A 16,365-nucleotide genomic window follows, 5' to 3' on the forward strand; every position below is an offset into this window, starting at 1 on the left:
GGAAATGTTTATTTAGTATTCAGTGAAGACACATCATCATCTTAAAGTATGAAACCCGTACCATATCAACCTTTTATTATCAATTTTTGTAAAAATATAGGTTTTTTATTCAACTTTCTACACCTGATGTTCTCGTTATTGTTATTTGTATCCTGAAAATCTCCTTTAAACACTCAAAAACACTAGCTGTAACGCCACAAATGCTTCTATACTGTTTCGTGTTACGCCAACTAGTGTTCTCCACGAGTTTAATTTGTGGAATTGGTTTCATGTCAATAGCTTTAATAAATGGAATATGAATTCGGGGTATAGAACCTTGTGGAGTCATTGGAGTTGAACGATTAGAAATGAAATGTGTACAGTTGCTAAGCTGGGATACCAGCATAAGAGTAAAACCTTTCATATTTCTGCTAACTTTTTGCCGCTCAGTCCATATATCGTGGAAAACCTTTCGTCGGAATTTCTGTTTGAACAATATATATAAAGTGCTGATTACGCTATATTAGGGGCCGGCTCACCCCGCATATGAATTTAAACATGTTCAGTCAAAATGTCTTATATAGGTGATAAGAAAACCAGCGGCAAAAATTAGTATTGACTTTGAAAATAGAAGACTGTATATTATGTTACTATATTCAGAAAATAAAAACTCAAGAGATTCATTTAACATAAAACACTGTGAACGGGAGCAGTAAAAGAATCCAGTCAGAAAAAGAGAGCCGCGGGTTGGTGCAACGCGGACTGATTGTTCTTTGAACTCGCCCGGAAGTGGCAGGGCGGAACGGAATTATCGGAATATTCCCTATGTCCTAACGGCTGACCTTCGTTAAAAGGTTTTTAAGCTGGATTCCGGATATTCGGGATCAACAAGAGTGGTACCGCGGCTGCCTGAGGCACGCCGTCTCTTTTCCCAAAGAGGCGGCGTGCTTTTTTATGTGATGAACACTTTTTGCGAGAGGGCGTGTGATAGATGGAAAAGGACAAGCAAACGTTAAAACGGACGATGTCGTCCAGACACATTATGATGATGGCGCTTGGAGGCGCAATTGGGGCCGGGCTCTTTAAAGGCAGCAGCACGGCGATTGATGAAGCGGGGCCGTCCGTGCTGCTGGCCTACCTCCTCGGCGGAATCATTCTGCTGTTTATTATGCAGGGGCTGGCCGAAATGGCAGTCAGAAACAAACATGCAAGGACGTTCCGTGATTTGGTTCAGCAGTCTCTCGGGTCGTACGCTGCATACTTTTTAGACTGGATCTATTGGAAAATGTGGGTGCTCAATATTGCCGCTGAGGCGGTCGTAGCCGCCATTTTCATTCAATATTGGCTGCCGGAATGTCCGATATGGATATTGGCTTTGATCATTTCCATTGTGGTGACGGTCGTAAACATGCTTTCTGTGAAACTGTTTGCCGAGACGGAGTACTGGCTCGCGCTCATTAAAATTACAGTGATTGTCATCTTTATTTTATGCGGGATTCTGCTTTTATTTTTCTCATTCGGCAATCACACGGCGCCGGGGCTGTCTCATTTAACGGATCACGGAGGGTTTTTCCCGCATGGAGCGGGGGGCGTCATTACGGCGATGCTCGTCGTGATCTACTCATACGGAGGAACGGAAATCATCGGCGTCACGCTGGCGGAGACAAAAAACCCCGAAAAGGTGATCCCGAAAGCTGTCCGAAGTACGTTAACGCGGATTGTCGCTTTTTACTTGCTGCCGTTTTTCATCATCGTCAGCCTGATTCCTTGGAATCAAGTCAACAGCGTTCCGGAAAGCCCGTTTGTCATAGTATTTAAGATGATCGGAATTCCGGGTGCCGACCATATTATGAATGCCGTCATTCTTCTTGCGATTATCTCGTCTATGAACTCGGGACTGTACGGATCATCCCGCGTCTTGTTTACGCAGGCTTCTGACGGCCGGCTGCCGAAAATCTTTTCAAAACTATCGAAGAAAAAGGTTCCCGTCTATGCGATTCTGACTTGTACGTCATTTTTATATGTAGGCGTTCTGATTTCATTATTCGCAGGAAGCCAGACGTTTAACTATTTGATGGGTTCCCTCGGCTATACCGTGCTGTTCATCTGGCTGATTATCGGATTCGCCCATTTGAAATCAAGAAAACATTCAACAGAACAGCCGGCTTATTACGTCAAATGGTTCCCGTACACGACATGGTTTGCGGTGCTTGCGCTTTTGGCCATTCTGATCGGCGTAATTGCGACGACATCCATCGTCATCACATGCATCACTGCGGCCATCTATCTCCTCATTACGGCTGCGTATCTCGTGAAAGGGAGACGTCAATAAATAAAAAACTCTTGCCCCGCGGCAAGAGTTTTTTTAATGAACGGCCTTTTTTTCTGCGGCCAGAGCAGGTGTTTTCAGTTTCTTTGGTGTTATATTCACAAAACAAATGCTTGTGACGATCAGAAGCAGTCCGGCTAAAAGGCTGACGGTCAGCGGCTCATGCAGGAATATCGAGCTGACGACAATGGATATGAGCGGGATCAGGAAGGTGTAAGAGGCAACCTTGCTTGCTTCCCCTGAACCGACAAGCGTAAAAAAGGCGAGCCAGCCGAGCGCGATAACAAAAACTGAAATGAACAGAAGGCTGAGAATGAACGGAGCTTTCCATTGAATCGCTGAAAAGCTTTCTGAAAAATGGCCGGAGCTGACAAGCAGCACGCCGCCGATCAGAAGCTGAAGAGCGACCATCCAGATAGAGTCCGCGCGTCCGCCCGTTCTTTTCACATATACCGTGCCGAGCGCCCAGCTGACCGCGGAGCCTAAGGCCAAAAGAATGCCGGCGATGGAAATATGGCCTCCGAAACCGGCTGCGCTGATGACGGCGACACCGGCAAAGCCCAGAATAAGACCGGCTATTTTTAAAGGATACATCGATTCCCCGAGCCACAGCCAAGAAAAAACGCCCATTAAAACCGGCTGGAAAAACACGATGGCTGAAAATAAGCCGGCAGGCAGGTAATTCAAGCCGACCGTTTGCAGGCCGTAAAATAAAGTAATATTTAAAATGGCAGAAATAAGATAGATCGGCCACGTTTCTTTAAAACGCAGCTTTTTAAAACGGGGCAGCGCCACCATTAATAATAGAAGTCCGCCGATCAGCGTGCGGATTCCGGCAAACAGAAGAGGCGGCGAATAGGCAAGCGCGGCCTTTGTCAGCGGCCAGTTAATTCCCCACACCGTGACTAGAAACGCCAGCATAAGAGCCGTCTGTATTTTCGAAAGCTGTTTCACGTCGTTCACTCCTTGTAGAACAATTCCATCATATGATACGGTAATCAGTAAGATAAATAAAATGAATCTTTTTTATAAGGAGCATAAGTAAAACGTTATGACGATTACACAACTGCGGGTTTTTGTTCAAATCGCTGAAACGGGAAGCTTTACAAAAGCGGGGCAGGCGCTGAATATGACGCAGCCCGCCGTCAGCCATGCCATCTCTGCGCTTGAGTCAGAGCTCGGCATCAAGCTGATCGTCCGCGAGCGCCGCAACGGCGTAAGGCTCACGGACACGGGCGGAAAAATTCTCGTCCATATCAGAGAGGTGCTCAAAGGGATAGAAAAAGCCGAGCAGCTGGCGGCCGCGGAAAGAGGGCTTGAACAGGGAACGATTCACATCGGCACATTTCCGGCCGCTTCCGCTTATTTCATTCCAAAGCTGATCAGCGTGTTTAAAAAACGGTATCCGAAGCTTGAGTTGGTGCTTCATGAAGGAACGGTTAACGAAGTAAAGGAATGGCTCCGCTCCCGGGTAATAGATGTGGGTATCACTCTTTTTCCTACGGAAGACATGGAATATCTGCCGCTGAAAAAAGATAAAATGGCCGTCGTGCTTAGAAATGATCATCCGCTTTGCAGCTGTGAGTCAATCACTCTGAAAGATCTTGACCGCCAGCCGATGATCATCTGTGACGGAGGATACGAATCACCGTTTATTGATATGTTTAAGGAGGCAGGATCTGTGCTGACTGCCGCATTCACTGTTTACAACGTCAATACGTCCATCAGCATGATCAAAGAGGGGCTGGGAATTGCGATATTATCACAAATGTCTATGTCGGGAATATCGCTGCCGGAAAATGTCGTGACAAGAGAACTCAATCAGGCGGTGTACCGAGATGTTCTGCTTGCCGTTCCTTCTATAAAGGAGGCTTCATTGGCGGCAAAACTTTTTATTCAAATCGCGCAGGAACTCACAAAGAACGAATAAAAAAAGACCCTAATAATCATAGGGCCCTGAATCTTATCGGTTAATTTTAAAAGAGTTTGTCGTATTGACAAGTTTTGAACCGCTGAACGTGGCTTTGACACGATAATAACCTGTCTTGCATCCTTTTAAAGAGAATGACTTAGTCACCCTTACTGAGAAAGAAAAGGTTGTTTTTTTACAAGTCGTCCATTTCTTTCCGGACTTTCGCTGTAAGTATAGGTTTCCTTTAAAAGTTCGATCTGACGGATACGCTGTACTGAGAGTAAAATCGACACTTTTCGCTTTTTTCGTGTAGTAGGAGGCATCGGTAAATCCGCTTACATTTAAATGCTGCTGAGTGCCGGAGTAAAAGTCTGCGGCATATGCCTTATCGGTGTTTCCTGTAAAGAAGATTGCTGCCAGTAAAGCTGTTGTGAGTGCCATTAAGATTTTTTTACGCATATAGACAATGACTTCCTTCCTATTCAATATCATACATATCTTAACATTATTGGGTTTGTTCTTTCAACGATAGATTTTCACTTTTATAGGATGAAAAGCTCATCATATCTGAATGTAATAGATTCATTCATACAGAGTTCACTAGTGACGACCGCTGACTGATTGTTCGAATATCATCGAATCAAATTGTTTAACTCACGGGAAAAGCTGTGGTAAGGTGTGTGGTAGAGACCTTGTTTAAGATCTGCTTACACTAAACCATAAAGGAGAAAACGATGGCTGAACATACATTGAAAGATACTGCGTTTTCCGTATTGAATTTATCGCCGGTCGTACAGGGGGGAACGGTTGCTGAATCGTTCCGCAACAGCATGGATTTAGCGCGCCGCGCCGAGGAGTGGGGCTATAACCGCTATTGGCTTGCGGAGCATCATAATATAGAAGGAGTTGCCAGCTCGGCAACGGCGGTGCTGATCGGCCACATCGCCGGCGGCACGAAAAAAATCCGCGTCGGTTCTGGGGGTATTATGCTGCCGAATCATTCTTCACTTGTGATCGCGGAGCAATTCGGAACCCTTGAAACGTTATATCCGGGGCGGATTGACCTGGGGCTCGGACGCGCGCCGGGGACCGACCAATTAACGGCCAGAGCCTTACGAAGAAACATAAACAGCGGGGAAGATTTTCCGGAGCAGCTTGAAGAATTGAGAAATTACTTCAAACCGTCCGGCAATGTGCGCAATCAAGTCCGCGCCATTCCGGGCGAAGGGCTGGACGTGCCGATCTGGCTTCTGGGCTCAAGCGGATTCAGCGCGCGTCTTGCGGGAGAGCTCGGGCTTCCGTTCGCCTTTGCGGCTCACTTTTCACCGAAAAACACCGTGCCCGCCCTCGAGCTGTACCGCAGCTCCTTCCGTCCGTCAGACGTACTGGATCAACCGTACGCGATGGTCGGCGTCACCGTCATTGCCGCCGATACGGATGAAAAGGCGGAGCATCTGGCAACATCGCATTATCAAAGATTTTTAGACCTCGTCCGCGGCACGCCGAACCAGCTGAAGCCTCCTGTTGAAGACATGGATCAAATCTGGTCGCCGTATGAAAAAGCGATGGTCAATGAACAGCTCAGTTCAACGATCGTCGGCGGACCGGAGCGTGTGAAGGAAAAGCTGGAAAGCTTCATCCGGACAACACAGGCGGATGAAATCATGGTGAATTCAGAAAGCTTTGAGCATGCCGACAGAATGAGATCATTTGAAATCATTGCCGAATTAAAAAACAGCTGAGCAAAAAAAGCAATGTGCCGCGCACATTGCTTTTTTTATTCGCCGATCCGCTTGACTGAATTCCGGATGACGAGTTCCGGTTCATACACGACGTCGTCCTTCTTCGGTTTTTTATGTTCTAAGCAGTCGATGACGTATTTTGCCGCCGCTTTCCCCATAATGGATTTCGGATGCTTGACAGAGGTGAGCTTCACCTCGGAAATCTGGGCGAAATGTGAATCGTCATAGCCCATGACCGATACGTCATCAGGTACCTTTAACCCGAATTCCCTGAGAAGATTAATCGTCTTCAGCGCAATTTCGTCATTGTAGCAAAGAATGGCCGTCGGGTGTGATCCGCTGTTTTGCTCAAGGGTATGCTTAATTTTTTGGAGAAGCACGGTTTCTTTTTCTTCAGTCGTGTAAGTGACGATCATGTCCGGAGACGGGAAAATCCCGCGCTCCCGATGCGCCTGCAGATAGCCGTTCATCCGTTTGACGCCCTGCGTGTCATCCGCTTTAAAGATTCCCATAATGTGCGTGTGGCCGAGGGACATGACGTATTCGCAAGCCATCATGCCGCCTTTGACATCATTGACGGAAAAGCTTGGTGCGGCCAGCTCCGCATAAGAGGCGTTAATCATGGCAAACGGAATGCCGTTTTTCTCCAGATTGAGATAGTAGCCGATGTTGGGCGTCTGCAGCGCGCTTTTCGTAGGCTCGACAATCAGCCCGTCTATATTTTTGGACAGCAGGTTTTCAAGACCGCGCCGTTCACTTTCTGTATTGTTGTTGGTGCTCGTCAGCAGCATGGAATAGCCCTGTTCGCTTAAATAAGATTCGATTCCCCTGATGATGCTCGGAAAAATATAGTCTGATATGTACGTTGTAATGACGCCGATCGTTTTGTTTGAATGCATGGCTGATTTCGCCGTGCGTGAAGCGACAAAGGTGCCTCCGCCCTGAACGCTGTACAGCAGCCCCTGCGAGACCAAATCTCCGATCGCCTTTCTGATGGTATGGCGGCTGACGCCGAACTGCTGCATCAGCTCATTTTCCGTAGGCAGCTTTTCGTCCGGCTGTATTTTTCCTTGATTCAGCCATGAACAAATTTCTTCTTTTACTTGAGCATATTTCGGTAGCATATCAATTCCTCCAAAATGTATACGGACAAATTCCAGTATAACATAGTAAGCCCTTTCATCAAGCTGTAAAAATAATTGACAGATTATGAAAAACTGCTTATTCTTTATTTGTACGTACTAATTTCCCTTATTTTTAGATAAAATTCTTTATAAGTACGTACAAATGTGGCGGTTCTGAAGAAAACAAAGCAACATCAAGCGCCGCACTCAGATTTGTAAGCGTTTTTATTCTATTATTCGCGGGAGGGTAAAATTCATGAAGAATCACCCGGCACCAATTGGCTCAAATGTTCCTGTCACTCGGCAGCATTCCAAGTGGTTTGTCATTCTCATCTCATGCGCGGCCGGACTGGGAGGGCTTTTGTACGGTTATGACACGGCGGTGATTTCCGGCGCCATCGGTTTCCTGAAAGATTTGTACCGCTTAAGTCCTTTTATGGAAGGGCTCGTGATTTCAAGCATTATGATCGGCGGTGTTTTCGGCGTCGGGATTTCCGGATTTTTGAGTGACCGTTTCGGACGGAGAAAGATTTTGATGGCAGCGGCGCTGTTGTTTGCGGTGTCAGCGGTTGTCTCTGCGCTTTCTCAAAGTGTGTCTTCCTTAGTGATCGCCAGAGTCATCGGCGGTCTGGGAATCGGCATGGGCTCCTCGCTTTCTGTCACGTATATTACCGAAGCCGCTCCGCCGGCCATACGCGGCAGTCTGTCTTCACTGTATCAGCTGTTTACGATATTAGGGATTTCCGGCACTTATTTTATTAACCTCGCCGTCCAGCAATCCGGCTCATATGAATGGGGAGTGCACACCGGCTGGCGGTGGATGCTCGCTTACGGCATGATTCCGTCCGTCATCTTTTTTATCGTGCTGCTTATCGTGCCGGAAAGTCCGCGCTGGCTTGCGAAAGCGGGGCGCCGGAATGAAGCCCTCGCCGTGCTGACGCGCATTAACGGCGAGCAGACCGCGAAAGAAGAAATCAAACAAATCGAAACGTCTTTACAATTAGAAAAAATGGGTTCATTGTCTCAGCTGTTTAAGCCGGGGCTGAGAAAAGCGCTTGTGATCGGGATTCTGCTGGCTTTATTCAATCAGGTCATCGGCATGAACGCAATTACGTATTACGGGCCGGAAATTTTCAAAATGATGGGCTTCGGACAGAATGCGGGGTTTATCACGACATGCATCGTCGGTGTCGTCGAAGTGATTTTCACCATTATCGCGGTTCTTTTGGTCGATAAGGTAGGCCGGAAAAAGCTGATGGGGGTCGGATCTGCCTTTATGGCGCTGTTCATGATCTTAATCGGGGCATCCTTTTATTTTCAGCTTGCAAGCGGGCCGGCTTTAGTCGTCATTATATTGGGATTCGTCGCCGCTTTCTGCGTTTCAGTCGGGCCGATTACGTGGATCATGATTTCAGAAATCTTTCCGAACCACCTCCGCGCACGCGCCGCCGGTATCGCGACGATATTCCTGTGGGGGGCGAACTGGGCGATCGGCCAGTTCGTGCCGATGATGATCAGCGGGTTAGGGCTCGCGTACACCTTCTGGATATTCGCCGTCATTAATATTCTCTGTTTCTTGTTTGTCGTGACGATCTGCCCTGAGACGAAAAATAAATCATTAGAAGAAATAGAAAAACTCTGGATAAAATGAAAGCGTTTTACGACAAAAGTCCGCTCCGGCGGGCTTTTGTCTGTCACCTTCATTCCGTTTCTGTATATAATGACTGTATCAAGGAGATACTGGGAAATCCTGCGAAGAATGTCGAGGAATTGACCTTTAACAGTTGAATTAACAATGTCATCCTGTTAAAATAATTAAAGAAAGCAGACATAATTTTTTTTGGCTATGATGGGACGTTTTTTGTCATAGCGGGACATTTTCTGTCCAGTATGAATAGGAAGGAACGTTTGAGTCATGAACCAGTTAATACAAGCTCAAAAAAAATTATTGCCTGATCTTTTGCTTGTGATGCAGAAAAGATTTGAAATCTTGCAGTATATCAGGCTTACCGAACCGATCGGCCGCAGAAGTCTTGCAGCCAGTCTCGGATTGACCGAGCGCGTTCTCAGAAGCGAGGTTCAGTTTTTGAAAGAACAGAATCTCATCGATATTAAAACAAACGGCATGACAATGACGGAAGAGGGCTATTCACTGCTTTCGATTCTGGAAGATACGATGAAGGATGTTTTAGGGTTGACGCTTTTGGAAAAGACATTAAAAGAGCGGCTTAATCTGAAAGACGCCATTATCGTTTCCGGTGACAGCGATCAATCTCCTTGGGTCAAAAAAGAATTAGGGAGAGCGGCCGTTGCATGTATGAAAAAGAGATTTTCAGGCAAAAATATCGTCGCTGTAACCGGCGGTACGACAATTGAAGCCGTCGCCGATATGATGACGCCGGATTCAAAAAACCGCGAGCTCCTGTTTGTGCCCGCAAGAGGCGGTTTAGGCGAAGATGTGAAAAACCAGGCGAACACCATATGCGCGCATATGGCGGAAAAGGCTTCAGGCACTTATCGGCTTTTGTTCGTTCCCGGACAGCTGTCACAAGGCGCCTACTCATCTATTATTGAAGAACCTTCCGTAAAAGAGGTGCTTCACACGATTAAATCAGCGAGTATGCTCGTTCACGGAATCGGCGAAGCTAGAACAATGGCGGAGCGAAGAAACACGCCTTTGGAAGATTTGAAGAAAATAGATGACAATCATGCGGTGACAGAGGCATTCGGCTACTACTTTAATGCGGACGGAGAAGTCGTTCACAAGGTGCATTCAGTCGGAATGCAGCTTGATGACCTCGATGCCATTCCCGACATTATCGCGGTAGCGGGCGGATCATCAAAAGCAGAAGCAATCGAAGCTTATTTTAAAAAGCAGCGAAACACGGTTCTCGTCACGGACGAAGGAGCCGCAAAGAAGTTATTAAGGGATAACAGTCCCTCAATATAAATATCTCTCACTTATTTAAAGGAGGAAATAATCATGGCAGTAAAAGTCGGTATTAACGGTTTTGGTCGTATTGGACGTAACGTATTCCGCGCAGCATTAAACAATCCTGAAGTTGAGGTAGTAGCGGTTAACGATTTAACAGACGCTAACATGCTTGCTCATCTTTTACAATATGATTCCGTACACGGAAAATTAGATGCAGAAGTTAAAGTTGACGGCAGCAACCTTGTTGTTAACGGCAAAACAATCGAAGTTTCTGCTGAGCGCGATCCTGCGAAACTCAGCTGGGGCAAACAAGGCGTTGAAATCGTAGTTGAATCTACTGGTTTCTTCACAAAACGCGCAGACGCTGCGAAACATTTAGAAGCAGGCGCGAAAAAAGTTATCATCTCTGCACCTGCTAACGAAGAAGATATCACAATCGTTATGGGTGTTAACGAAGACAAATACGATGCGGCTAACCACCATGTTATCTCTAACGCATCTTGCACAACAAACTGCCTTGCGCCGTTTGCAAAAGTACTTAACGACAAATTCGGCATCAAACGCGGTATGATGACAACTGTTCACTCTTACACAAACGATCAGCAAATTCTTGATCTTCCGCACAAAGACTACCGTCGTGCGCGTGCAGCAGCTGAAAACATCATTCCTACATCAACTGGTGCTGCTAAAGCAGTTTCCCTTGTTCTTCCTGAACTGAAAGGCAAACTGAACGGCGGAGCTATGCGTGTGCCGACTCCAAACGTTTCTCTTGTTGACCTAGTTGCTGAACTGAACAAAGACGTAACGGCTGAAGATGTAAACGCAGCTCTTAAAGAAGCGGCTGAAGGCGATCTTAAAGGAATCCTTGGCTACAGCGAAGAGCCATTAGTATCCGGAGACTACAACGGCAATGCTAACTCTTCTACAATCGATGCTCTTTCTACAATGGTTATGGAAGGCAGCATGGTAAAAGTAATCTCTTGGTACGATAACGAAAGCGGCTACTCTAACCGCGTTGTTGACCTTGCAGCTTACATCGCAAAACAAGGTCTTTAATTCATAGCTCCCGGAAAGGGCCGGACTTGGTTCTTTCGGACAGAAACGCTATAATGAAAGCGGACAAGGGAAGGGGACGGACTCCCTTTCCCTTTTTCCATGAGAACCGGCTTTCAGAAAGCGCCGGATTGCTGCAGAACGTCCGCGTTTTGAAGTTTCCGCGGCACTTTCGTTTTCTGAGCCGCCTGCCCTGGCTCAGAAGACGATCTGCCCCGTGCCCGGAAGCTGCAATCTGCCCCGCGGCGGAAGCATCATGAGGCGGTTTCACGTTTCACGTTTTTCGTGCTATGCAAACCATTTTGAAGGAGGATCTCCTAAGGCATGAATAAAAAAACAGTAAAAGACATCGACGTAAAAGGCAAAGTCGTATTCTGCCGCGTTGACTTTAACGTTCCAATGAAAGACGGGGAAGTAACAGACGATACTCGTATCCGCGCTGCGCTTCCAACAATCAAACACCTTGCAGACCAAGGCGCGAAAGTCCTTCTTGCGAGCCACTTAGGCCGCCCGAAAGGCGAAGTGGTTGAGGAGCTTCGTTTAACTCCTGTCGCTGCACGCTTAGGCGAACTGCTCGGCAAAGAAGTGAAAAAAGCGGATGAAGCTTACGGCGATGCTGTAAAAGCACAAATTTCTGATATGAAGGACGGAGACGTTCTTGTATTGGAAAACGTACGTTTCTACCCTGGTGAAGAGAAAAACGATCCTGAGCTTGCTAAAGCATTTGCTGAGCTTGCGGATGTATATGTCAATGACGCATTCGGTGCTGCCCACCGTGCTCACGCATCTACAGCCGGAATTGCCGAGCATCTGCCGGCGGTTGCAGGATTCCTGATGGAAAAAGAGCTTGACGTTCTCGGCAAAGCCGTGACAAATCCTGAGCGCCCGTTTACGGCAATCATCGGCGGCGCGAAAGTAAAAGACAAAATCGGCGTAATCGAAAGTCTGCTTGATAAAGTGGACAACTTGATCATCGGCGGAGGTCTTGCTTACACATTCGTAAAAGCGCTTGGTTATGAAGTCGGTAAATCTCTTCTTGAAGAAGATAAAATCGAACTTGCAAAATCATTCATGGACCGCGCGAAAGAAAAAGGCGTTAAATTCTATATGCCGGAAGACGTTCTCGTTGCTGATGATTTCTCTAACGATGCAAACGTCCAAATCGTGCCGATCTCTGAGATCCCAAGTGATTTAGAAGCGATCGACATCGGAACGAAAACCCGCGAAACGTACGCTGAAGTTATCAAAAACAGCAAACTTGTCGTATGGAACGGACCGATGGGCGTATTCGAAATCGACTTGTTCGCTCAAGGCACAAAAGCAGTGGCTGAAGCATTGGCAGAGGCAAACGATACATACTCTGTCATCGGCGGAGGAGACTCTGCGGCAGCCGTTGAAAAATTCGGCCTTGCTGACAAAATGAGCCATATCTCAACAGGCGGCGGCGCATCCCTTGAATTCATGGAAGGCAAAGAGCTTCCAGGTGTAGCTGCGCTGAACGATAAATAAAAACTGCTATAAGGAAGTGGAACAGATGAGAAAACCAATTATAGCCGGTAACTGGAAAATGAACAAAACACTCGGCGAAGCTGTCAGCTTCGTTGAAGAAGTGAAATCTTCCATTCCAGCAGCAGACAAAGCGGAAGCCGTTGTTTGCGCACCAGCTCTTTTCTTAGAAAAGCTGACTTCTGCTGTTAAAGGAACTGACCTGAAAGTCGGCGCCCAAAACATGCATTTTGAAGAAAACGGTGCGTTCACAGGTGAAATCAGCCCGGTCGCTCTGAAAGACCTTGGCGTGGATTACTGCGTCATCGGCCACTCTGAGCGCCGTGAAATGTTCGCTGAAACTGATGAAACAGTTAACAAAAAAGCGCATGCCGCTTTCAAACACGGCATTGTGCCGATCATTTGCGTAGGTGAAACGCTTGAAGAGCGCGAAGCCGGAAAAACAAATGATCTTGTTGCCGATCAAGTGAAAAAAGGTCTTGCGGGTCTTTCTGAAGAGCAAGTTGCTGCTTCTGTTATTGCGTACGAGCCAATCTGGGCAATCGGAACAGGCAAATCTTCTACAGCGAAAGATGCTAACGACGTCTGCGCGCATATCCGTAAAGTCGTTGCTGAAAGCTTCAGCCAGGAAACTGCTGACAAGCTCCGCATTCAATACGGCGGCAGCGTAAAACCTGCAAATATTAAAGAATATATGGCAGAGTCCGATATTGACGGTGCTTTGGTCGGCGGCGCAAGCCTTGAACCGCAGTCATTCGTTCAATTATTGGAGGAAGGTCAATATGAGTAAAAAACCAGCTGCACTCATCATTCTTGATGGGTTCGGATTACGCAATGAAACAGTCGGAAACGCAGTCGCACAAGCGAAAAAACCGAATTTCGACCGTTATTGGAACCAATACCCTCATCAGACGCTGACGGCATCAGGCGAAGCAGTCGGACTGCCTGAAGGACAGATGGGGAACTCTGAAGTCGGTCATTTGAATATCGGCGCAGGACGTATTGTGTACCAAAGCTTAACACGCGTGAACGTTGCCATCCGCGAAGGCGAATTCGAACGCAATCAAACGTTCCTTGACGCCATCAAAAACGCGAAAGACAACGACAGAGCGCTGCACCTGTTCGGCCTTCTTTCTGACGGAGGCGTACACAGTCATATCAATCATTTATTCGCGCTGCTGAAGCTTGCGAAAAGTGAAGGACTGACGAAGGTGTATATTCACGGTTTCCTCGACGGCCGCGATGTAGGTCCGCAAACGGCGAAAACTTACATTCTGCAGCTGAATGAGCAAATCGAAGAAATCGGTGTCGGCGAAATCGCCAGCATTTCCGGACGCTACTACTCCATGGACCGCGACAAACGCTGGGACCGTGTGGAAAAAGCGTACCGCGCAATGGCTTACGGCGAAGGCCCGTCTTACCGCAGCGCGATGGATGTAGTCGACGATTCTTATGCGAACGGCATTCATGATGAATTCGTCATTCCGTCCGTCATCACAAAAGAAAACGGTGAACCCGTTGCGAAAATTCATGACGGCGATTCTGTGATTTTCTATAATTTCAGACCAGACCGCGCCATCCAGATTTCAAACACGTTTACCAACAAAGATTTCCGCGATTTCGACCGCGGTGAAAATCATCCGAAAAACCTGTATTTCGTCTGCCTGACTCACTTCAGTGAATCTGTTGACGGATATGTGGCTTTTAAACCGGTAAACCTTGACAATACAGTCGGTGAAGTATTGGCACAGCACGGGTTAAAACAGCTTCGCATTGCAGAAACTGAAAAGTATCCGCACGTTACGTTCTTTATGAGCGGCGGCCGCGAAGAAGAATTCCCGGGCGAAGAGCGCATCCTCATTAACTCGCCGAAGGTCGCGACATATGACCTGAAGCCTGAAATGAGCGCGTATGAAGTGAAGGATGCTCTTGTAAAAGAAATCGCGGCTGACAAGCACGACGCGATCATCCTGAATTTTGCAAACCCTGACATGGTCGGCCACTCCGGAATGGTCGAACCGACGATTAAAGCAATTGAAGCAGTGGACGAATGCTTAGGCGAAGTGGTTGACGCCATCATCGCTAAAGGCGGACATGCCATCATTACCGCTGATCACGGTAATGCAGACATTCTGATTACAGAAACAGGCGAACCGCACACTGCCCATACGACAAACCCAGTCCCTGTCATTGTGACGAAAGAAGGCGTGACGCTGCGCGAAGGCGGAATCCTAGGCGACCTCGCACCAACGTTATTAGACCTTCTCGGTGTTGAAAAACCGAAAGAAATGACCGGAACATCTTTAATTCAAAAATAAGCGTAAATCAAAAGGAGAGACAAACTCATGCCATACATTGTTGATGTTTATGCACGCGAAGTCCTTGACTCCCGCGGCAACCCAACAGTTGAAGTTGAAGTATATACAGAAACAGGAGCTTTCGGCCGCGCATTAGTGCCAAGCGGAGCTTCTACAGGTGAATACGAAGCGGTTGAGCTTCGTGACGGCGACAAAGACCGTTACCTTGGAAAAGGCGTGTTAACTGCTGTTAACAACGTAAACGAAATCATTTCTCCAGAGCTTCTCGGCTTTGACGTAACTGAACAAAACGCAATCGATCAGCTTTTAATCGAGCTTGACGGAACTGAAAACAAAGGCAAACTCGGTGCGAACGCAATCCTTGGCGTATCTATGGCTTGTGCGCGCGCAGCTGCTGATTTCTTACAGATTCCTCTTTACCAATACCTTGGAGGATTCAACTCAAAAACGCTTCCTGTACCGATGATGAACATCGTAAACGGCGGAGAGCATGCTGACAACAACGTAGACATTCAAGAATTCATGATCATGCCTGTAGGCGCGCCTAACTTCCGTGAAGCGCTTCGCATGGGCGCTCAAATCTTCCACAGCCTGAAATCAGTTCTTTCTGCTAAAGGAATGAACACAGCTGTAGGTGACGAAGGCGGATTCGCTCCGAACCTTGGTTCTAACGAAGAAGCGCTTCAAACAATCGTTGAAGCGATCGAAAAAGCCGGCTTCAAACCTGGCGAAGAAGTGAAACTTGCGATGGATGCTGCATCTTCTGAGTTCTACAACAAAGAAGACGGCAAATACCATCTGTCTGGCGAAGGCGTTGTGAAAACATCTGCTGAAATGGTTGACTGGTACGAAGAAATGGTTTCTAAATACCCAATCATCTCTATCGAAGACGGACTTGACGAGAACGACTGGGAAGGCCACAAACTTCTTACAGAGCGTCTTGGCAAAAAAGTTCAGCTTGTCGGAGACGACCTTTTCGTTACAAACACGAAAAAGCTTGCTGAAGGTATCAAAAACGGCGTAGGCAACTCTATCCTGATCAAAGTAAACCAAATCGGTACATTGACTGAAACATTCGATGCGATCGAAATGGCGAAACGCGCGGGCTACACTGCTGTTATCTCTCACCGTTCAGGTGAAACTGAAGACAGCACAATCGCTGACATCGCTGTGGCAACTAATGCAGGACAAATCAAAACAGGTGCTCCGTCCCGTACGGACCGTGTTGCGAAATACAACCAGCTTCTTCGCATCGAAGATCAGTTGGCTGAAACTGCTCAATACCACGGTATCAACTCTTTCTATAACTTGAATAAGTAATGGAATGGACGCCGGGAGATATTCTCCCGGCGTTTTTTTATGCTCCCGGGCTTTTCCCTCCTTTTTCATCATTTTCATTTGGTCAATAATATTCATTTTTCCCCTTTTTAAAGGAATCAGTGTTCTTCAATCGAAAGGGAAGAGGTG

The 16,365-nt window shown here is 47.1% G+C and carries 13 protein-coding genes and 1 other annotated feature; of the genes, 10 read left to right on the forward strand and 3 right to left on the reverse strand.

What is annotated here, in order from left to right; translation table 11 throughout:
* Positions 1-669: 669 nt before the first annotated feature.
* Positions 670-909 (forward strand) — a binding site (T-box leader).
* A 61-nt stretch (positions 910-970) separates the two neighbouring features.
* The gene (locus AC1RRX_RS01870; RefSeq protein ID WP_007407366.1) at positions 971-2,311 is read left to right on the forward strand and encodes an amino acid permease; all 1,341 of its coding nucleotides are present in this window, start codon (positions 971-973) and stop codon (positions 2,309-2,311) included.
* 33 nt (positions 2,312-2,344) lie between these two features.
* Here the strand turns inward: AC1RRX_RS01870 and AC1RRX_RS01875 are convergent, their stop codons facing one another.
* Positions 2,345-3,262 (reverse strand): DMT family transporter, encoded by a 918-nt coding sequence (locus AC1RRX_RS01875; RefSeq protein ID WP_003151595.1) that lies wholly within the window; start codon positions 3,260-3,262, stop codon positions 2,345-2,347.
* A 97-nt stretch (positions 3,263-3,359) separates the two neighbouring features.
* On the opposite strand from AC1RRX_RS01875, the gene AC1RRX_RS01880 reads away from it, so the two are divergent.
* Complete coding sequence (locus tag AC1RRX_RS01880) at positions 3,360-4,238, forward strand: LysR family transcriptional regulator (protein WP_007613879.1); 879 nt, start codon at positions 3,360-3,362, stop codon at positions 4,236-4,238.
* Between the two features lie 33 nt (positions 4,239-4,271).
* On the opposite strand, the gene AC1RRX_RS01885 is transcribed toward AC1RRX_RS01880, so the two are convergent.
* Entirely contained in the window at positions 4,272-4,679 is a 408-nt protein-coding gene (locus AC1RRX_RS01885) for a hypothetical protein (RefSeq protein ID WP_003151600.1), read from the reverse strand.
* Positions 4,680-4,954: 275 nt separating this feature from the next.
* Between AC1RRX_RS01885 and AC1RRX_RS01890 the strand changes: the two genes are divergently transcribed.
* On the forward strand, positions 4,955-5,962 hold the full coding sequence (locus AC1RRX_RS01890; RefSeq protein WP_007613877.1) for an LLM class flavin-dependent oxidoreductase: 1,008 nt from the start codon (positions 4,955-4,957) through the stop codon (positions 5,960-5,962).
* Between the two features lie 35 nt (positions 5,963-5,997).
* On the opposite strand, the gene araR is transcribed toward AC1RRX_RS01890, so the two are convergent.
* On the reverse strand, positions 5,998-7,086 hold the full coding sequence (gene araR, locus AC1RRX_RS01895) for an arabinose utilization transcriptional regulator AraR (protein ID WP_007409953.1): 1,089 nt from the start codon (positions 7,084-7,086) through the stop codon (positions 5,998-6,000).
* Positions 7,087-7,342: 256 nt separating this feature from the next.
* Here araR and araE point away from each other — a divergent pair, with 256 nt between their 5' ends.
* From araE to eno, 7 genes are all read left to right on the forward strand, one after another.
* A complete protein-coding gene (gene araE / locus AC1RRX_RS01900) occupies positions 7,343-8,737 on the forward strand; it encodes an arabinose-proton symporter AraE (protein ID WP_003151605.1) in 1,395 nt (464 codons plus the stop codon).
* Between the two features lie 264 nt (positions 8,738-9,001).
* A complete protein-coding gene (gene cggR, locus AC1RRX_RS01905; protein WP_003151607.1) occupies positions 9,002-10,036 on the forward strand; it encodes a gapA transcriptional regulator CggR in 1,035 nt (344 codons plus the stop codon).
* 33 nt (positions 10,037-10,069) lie between these two features.
* Entirely contained in the window at positions 10,070-11,077 is a 1,008-nt protein-coding gene (gap, locus tag AC1RRX_RS01910) for a type I glyceraldehyde-3-phosphate dehydrogenase (RefSeq protein WP_003151611.1), read from the forward strand.
* A 321-nt stretch (positions 11,078-11,398) separates the two neighbouring features.
* The gene (locus AC1RRX_RS01915; RefSeq protein ID WP_003151616.1) at positions 11,399-12,583 is read left to right on the forward strand and encodes a phosphoglycerate kinase; all 1,185 of its coding nucleotides are present in this window, start codon (positions 11,399-11,401) and stop codon (positions 12,581-12,583) included.
* Positions 12,584-12,608: 25 nt separating this feature from the next.
* On the forward strand, positions 12,609-13,370 hold the full coding sequence (tpiA, locus tag AC1RRX_RS01920) for a triose-phosphate isomerase (RefSeq protein ID WP_003151618.1): 762 nt from the start codon (positions 12,609-12,611) through the stop codon (positions 13,368-13,370).
* On the forward strand, positions 13,363-14,898 hold the full coding sequence (gene gpmI, locus AC1RRX_RS01925; RefSeq protein WP_144463892.1) for a 2,3-bisphosphoglycerate-independent phosphoglycerate mutase: 1,536 nt from the start codon (positions 13,363-13,365) through the stop codon (positions 14,896-14,898). Before tpiA ends, gpmI begins: the two co-directional genes overlap by 8 nt.
* 27 nt (positions 14,899-14,925) lie before the next feature.
* Positions 14,926-16,218, forward strand: a complete 1,293-nt coding sequence (gene eno / locus AC1RRX_RS01930; protein WP_007409956.1) for a phosphopyruvate hydratase — start codon at positions 14,926-14,928, stop codon at positions 16,216-16,218.
* The last annotated feature ends 147 nt before the right edge of the window (positions 16,219-16,365 follow it).

The sequence above is a fragment of the Bacillus sp. GW821-FHT11D08 genome (assembly GCF_058808515.1).

What these genes read in the sequence shown, in the direction of transcription:
- araE (WP_003151605.1), top strand. Translation starts at nt 7,343, where the DNA reads ATGAAGAATCACCCGGCACCAATTGGCTCAAATGTTCCTGTCACTCGG.
- araR (WP_007409953.1), bottom strand. Translation starts at nt 7,086, where the DNA reads ATGCTACCGAAATATGCTCAAGTAAAAGAAGAAATTTGTTCATGGCTG.
- AC1RRX_RS01870 (WP_007407366.1), top strand. Translation starts at nt 971, where the DNA reads ATGGAAAAGGACAAGCAAACGTTAAAACGGACGATGTCGTCCAGACAC.
- AC1RRX_RS01915 (WP_003151616.1), top strand. Translation starts at nt 11,399, where the DNA reads ATGAATAAAAAAACAGTAAAAGACATCGACGTAAAAGGCAAAGTCGTA.
- gap (WP_003151611.1), top strand. Translation starts at nt 10,070, where the DNA reads ATGGCAGTAAAAGTCGGTATTAACGGTTTTGGTCGTATTGGACGTAAC.
- gpmI (WP_144463892.1), top strand. Translation starts at nt 13,363, where the DNA reads ATGAGTAAAAAACCAGCTGCACTCATCATTCTTGATGGGTTCGGATTA.
- cggR (WP_003151607.1), top strand. Translation starts at nt 9,002, where the DNA reads ATGAACCAGTTAATACAAGCTCAAAAAAAATTATTGCCTGATCTTTTG.
- eno (WP_007409956.1), top strand. Translation starts at nt 14,926, where the DNA reads ATGCCATACATTGTTGATGTTTATGCACGCGAAGTCCTTGACTCCCGC.
- AC1RRX_RS01880 (WP_007613879.1), top strand. Translation starts at nt 3,360, where the DNA reads ATGACGATTACACAACTGCGGGTTTTTGTTCAAATCGCTGAAACGGGA.
- AC1RRX_RS01890 (WP_007613877.1), top strand. Translation starts at nt 4,955, where the DNA reads ATGGCTGAACATACATTGAAAGATACTGCGTTTTCCGTATTGAATTTA.
- tpiA (WP_003151618.1), top strand. Translation starts at nt 12,609, where the DNA reads ATGAGAAAACCAATTATAGCCGGTAACTGGAAAATGAACAAAACACTC.
- AC1RRX_RS01885 (WP_003151600.1), bottom strand. Translation starts at nt 4,679, where the DNA reads ATGCGTAAAAAAATCTTAATGGCACTCACAACAGCTTTACTGGCAGCA.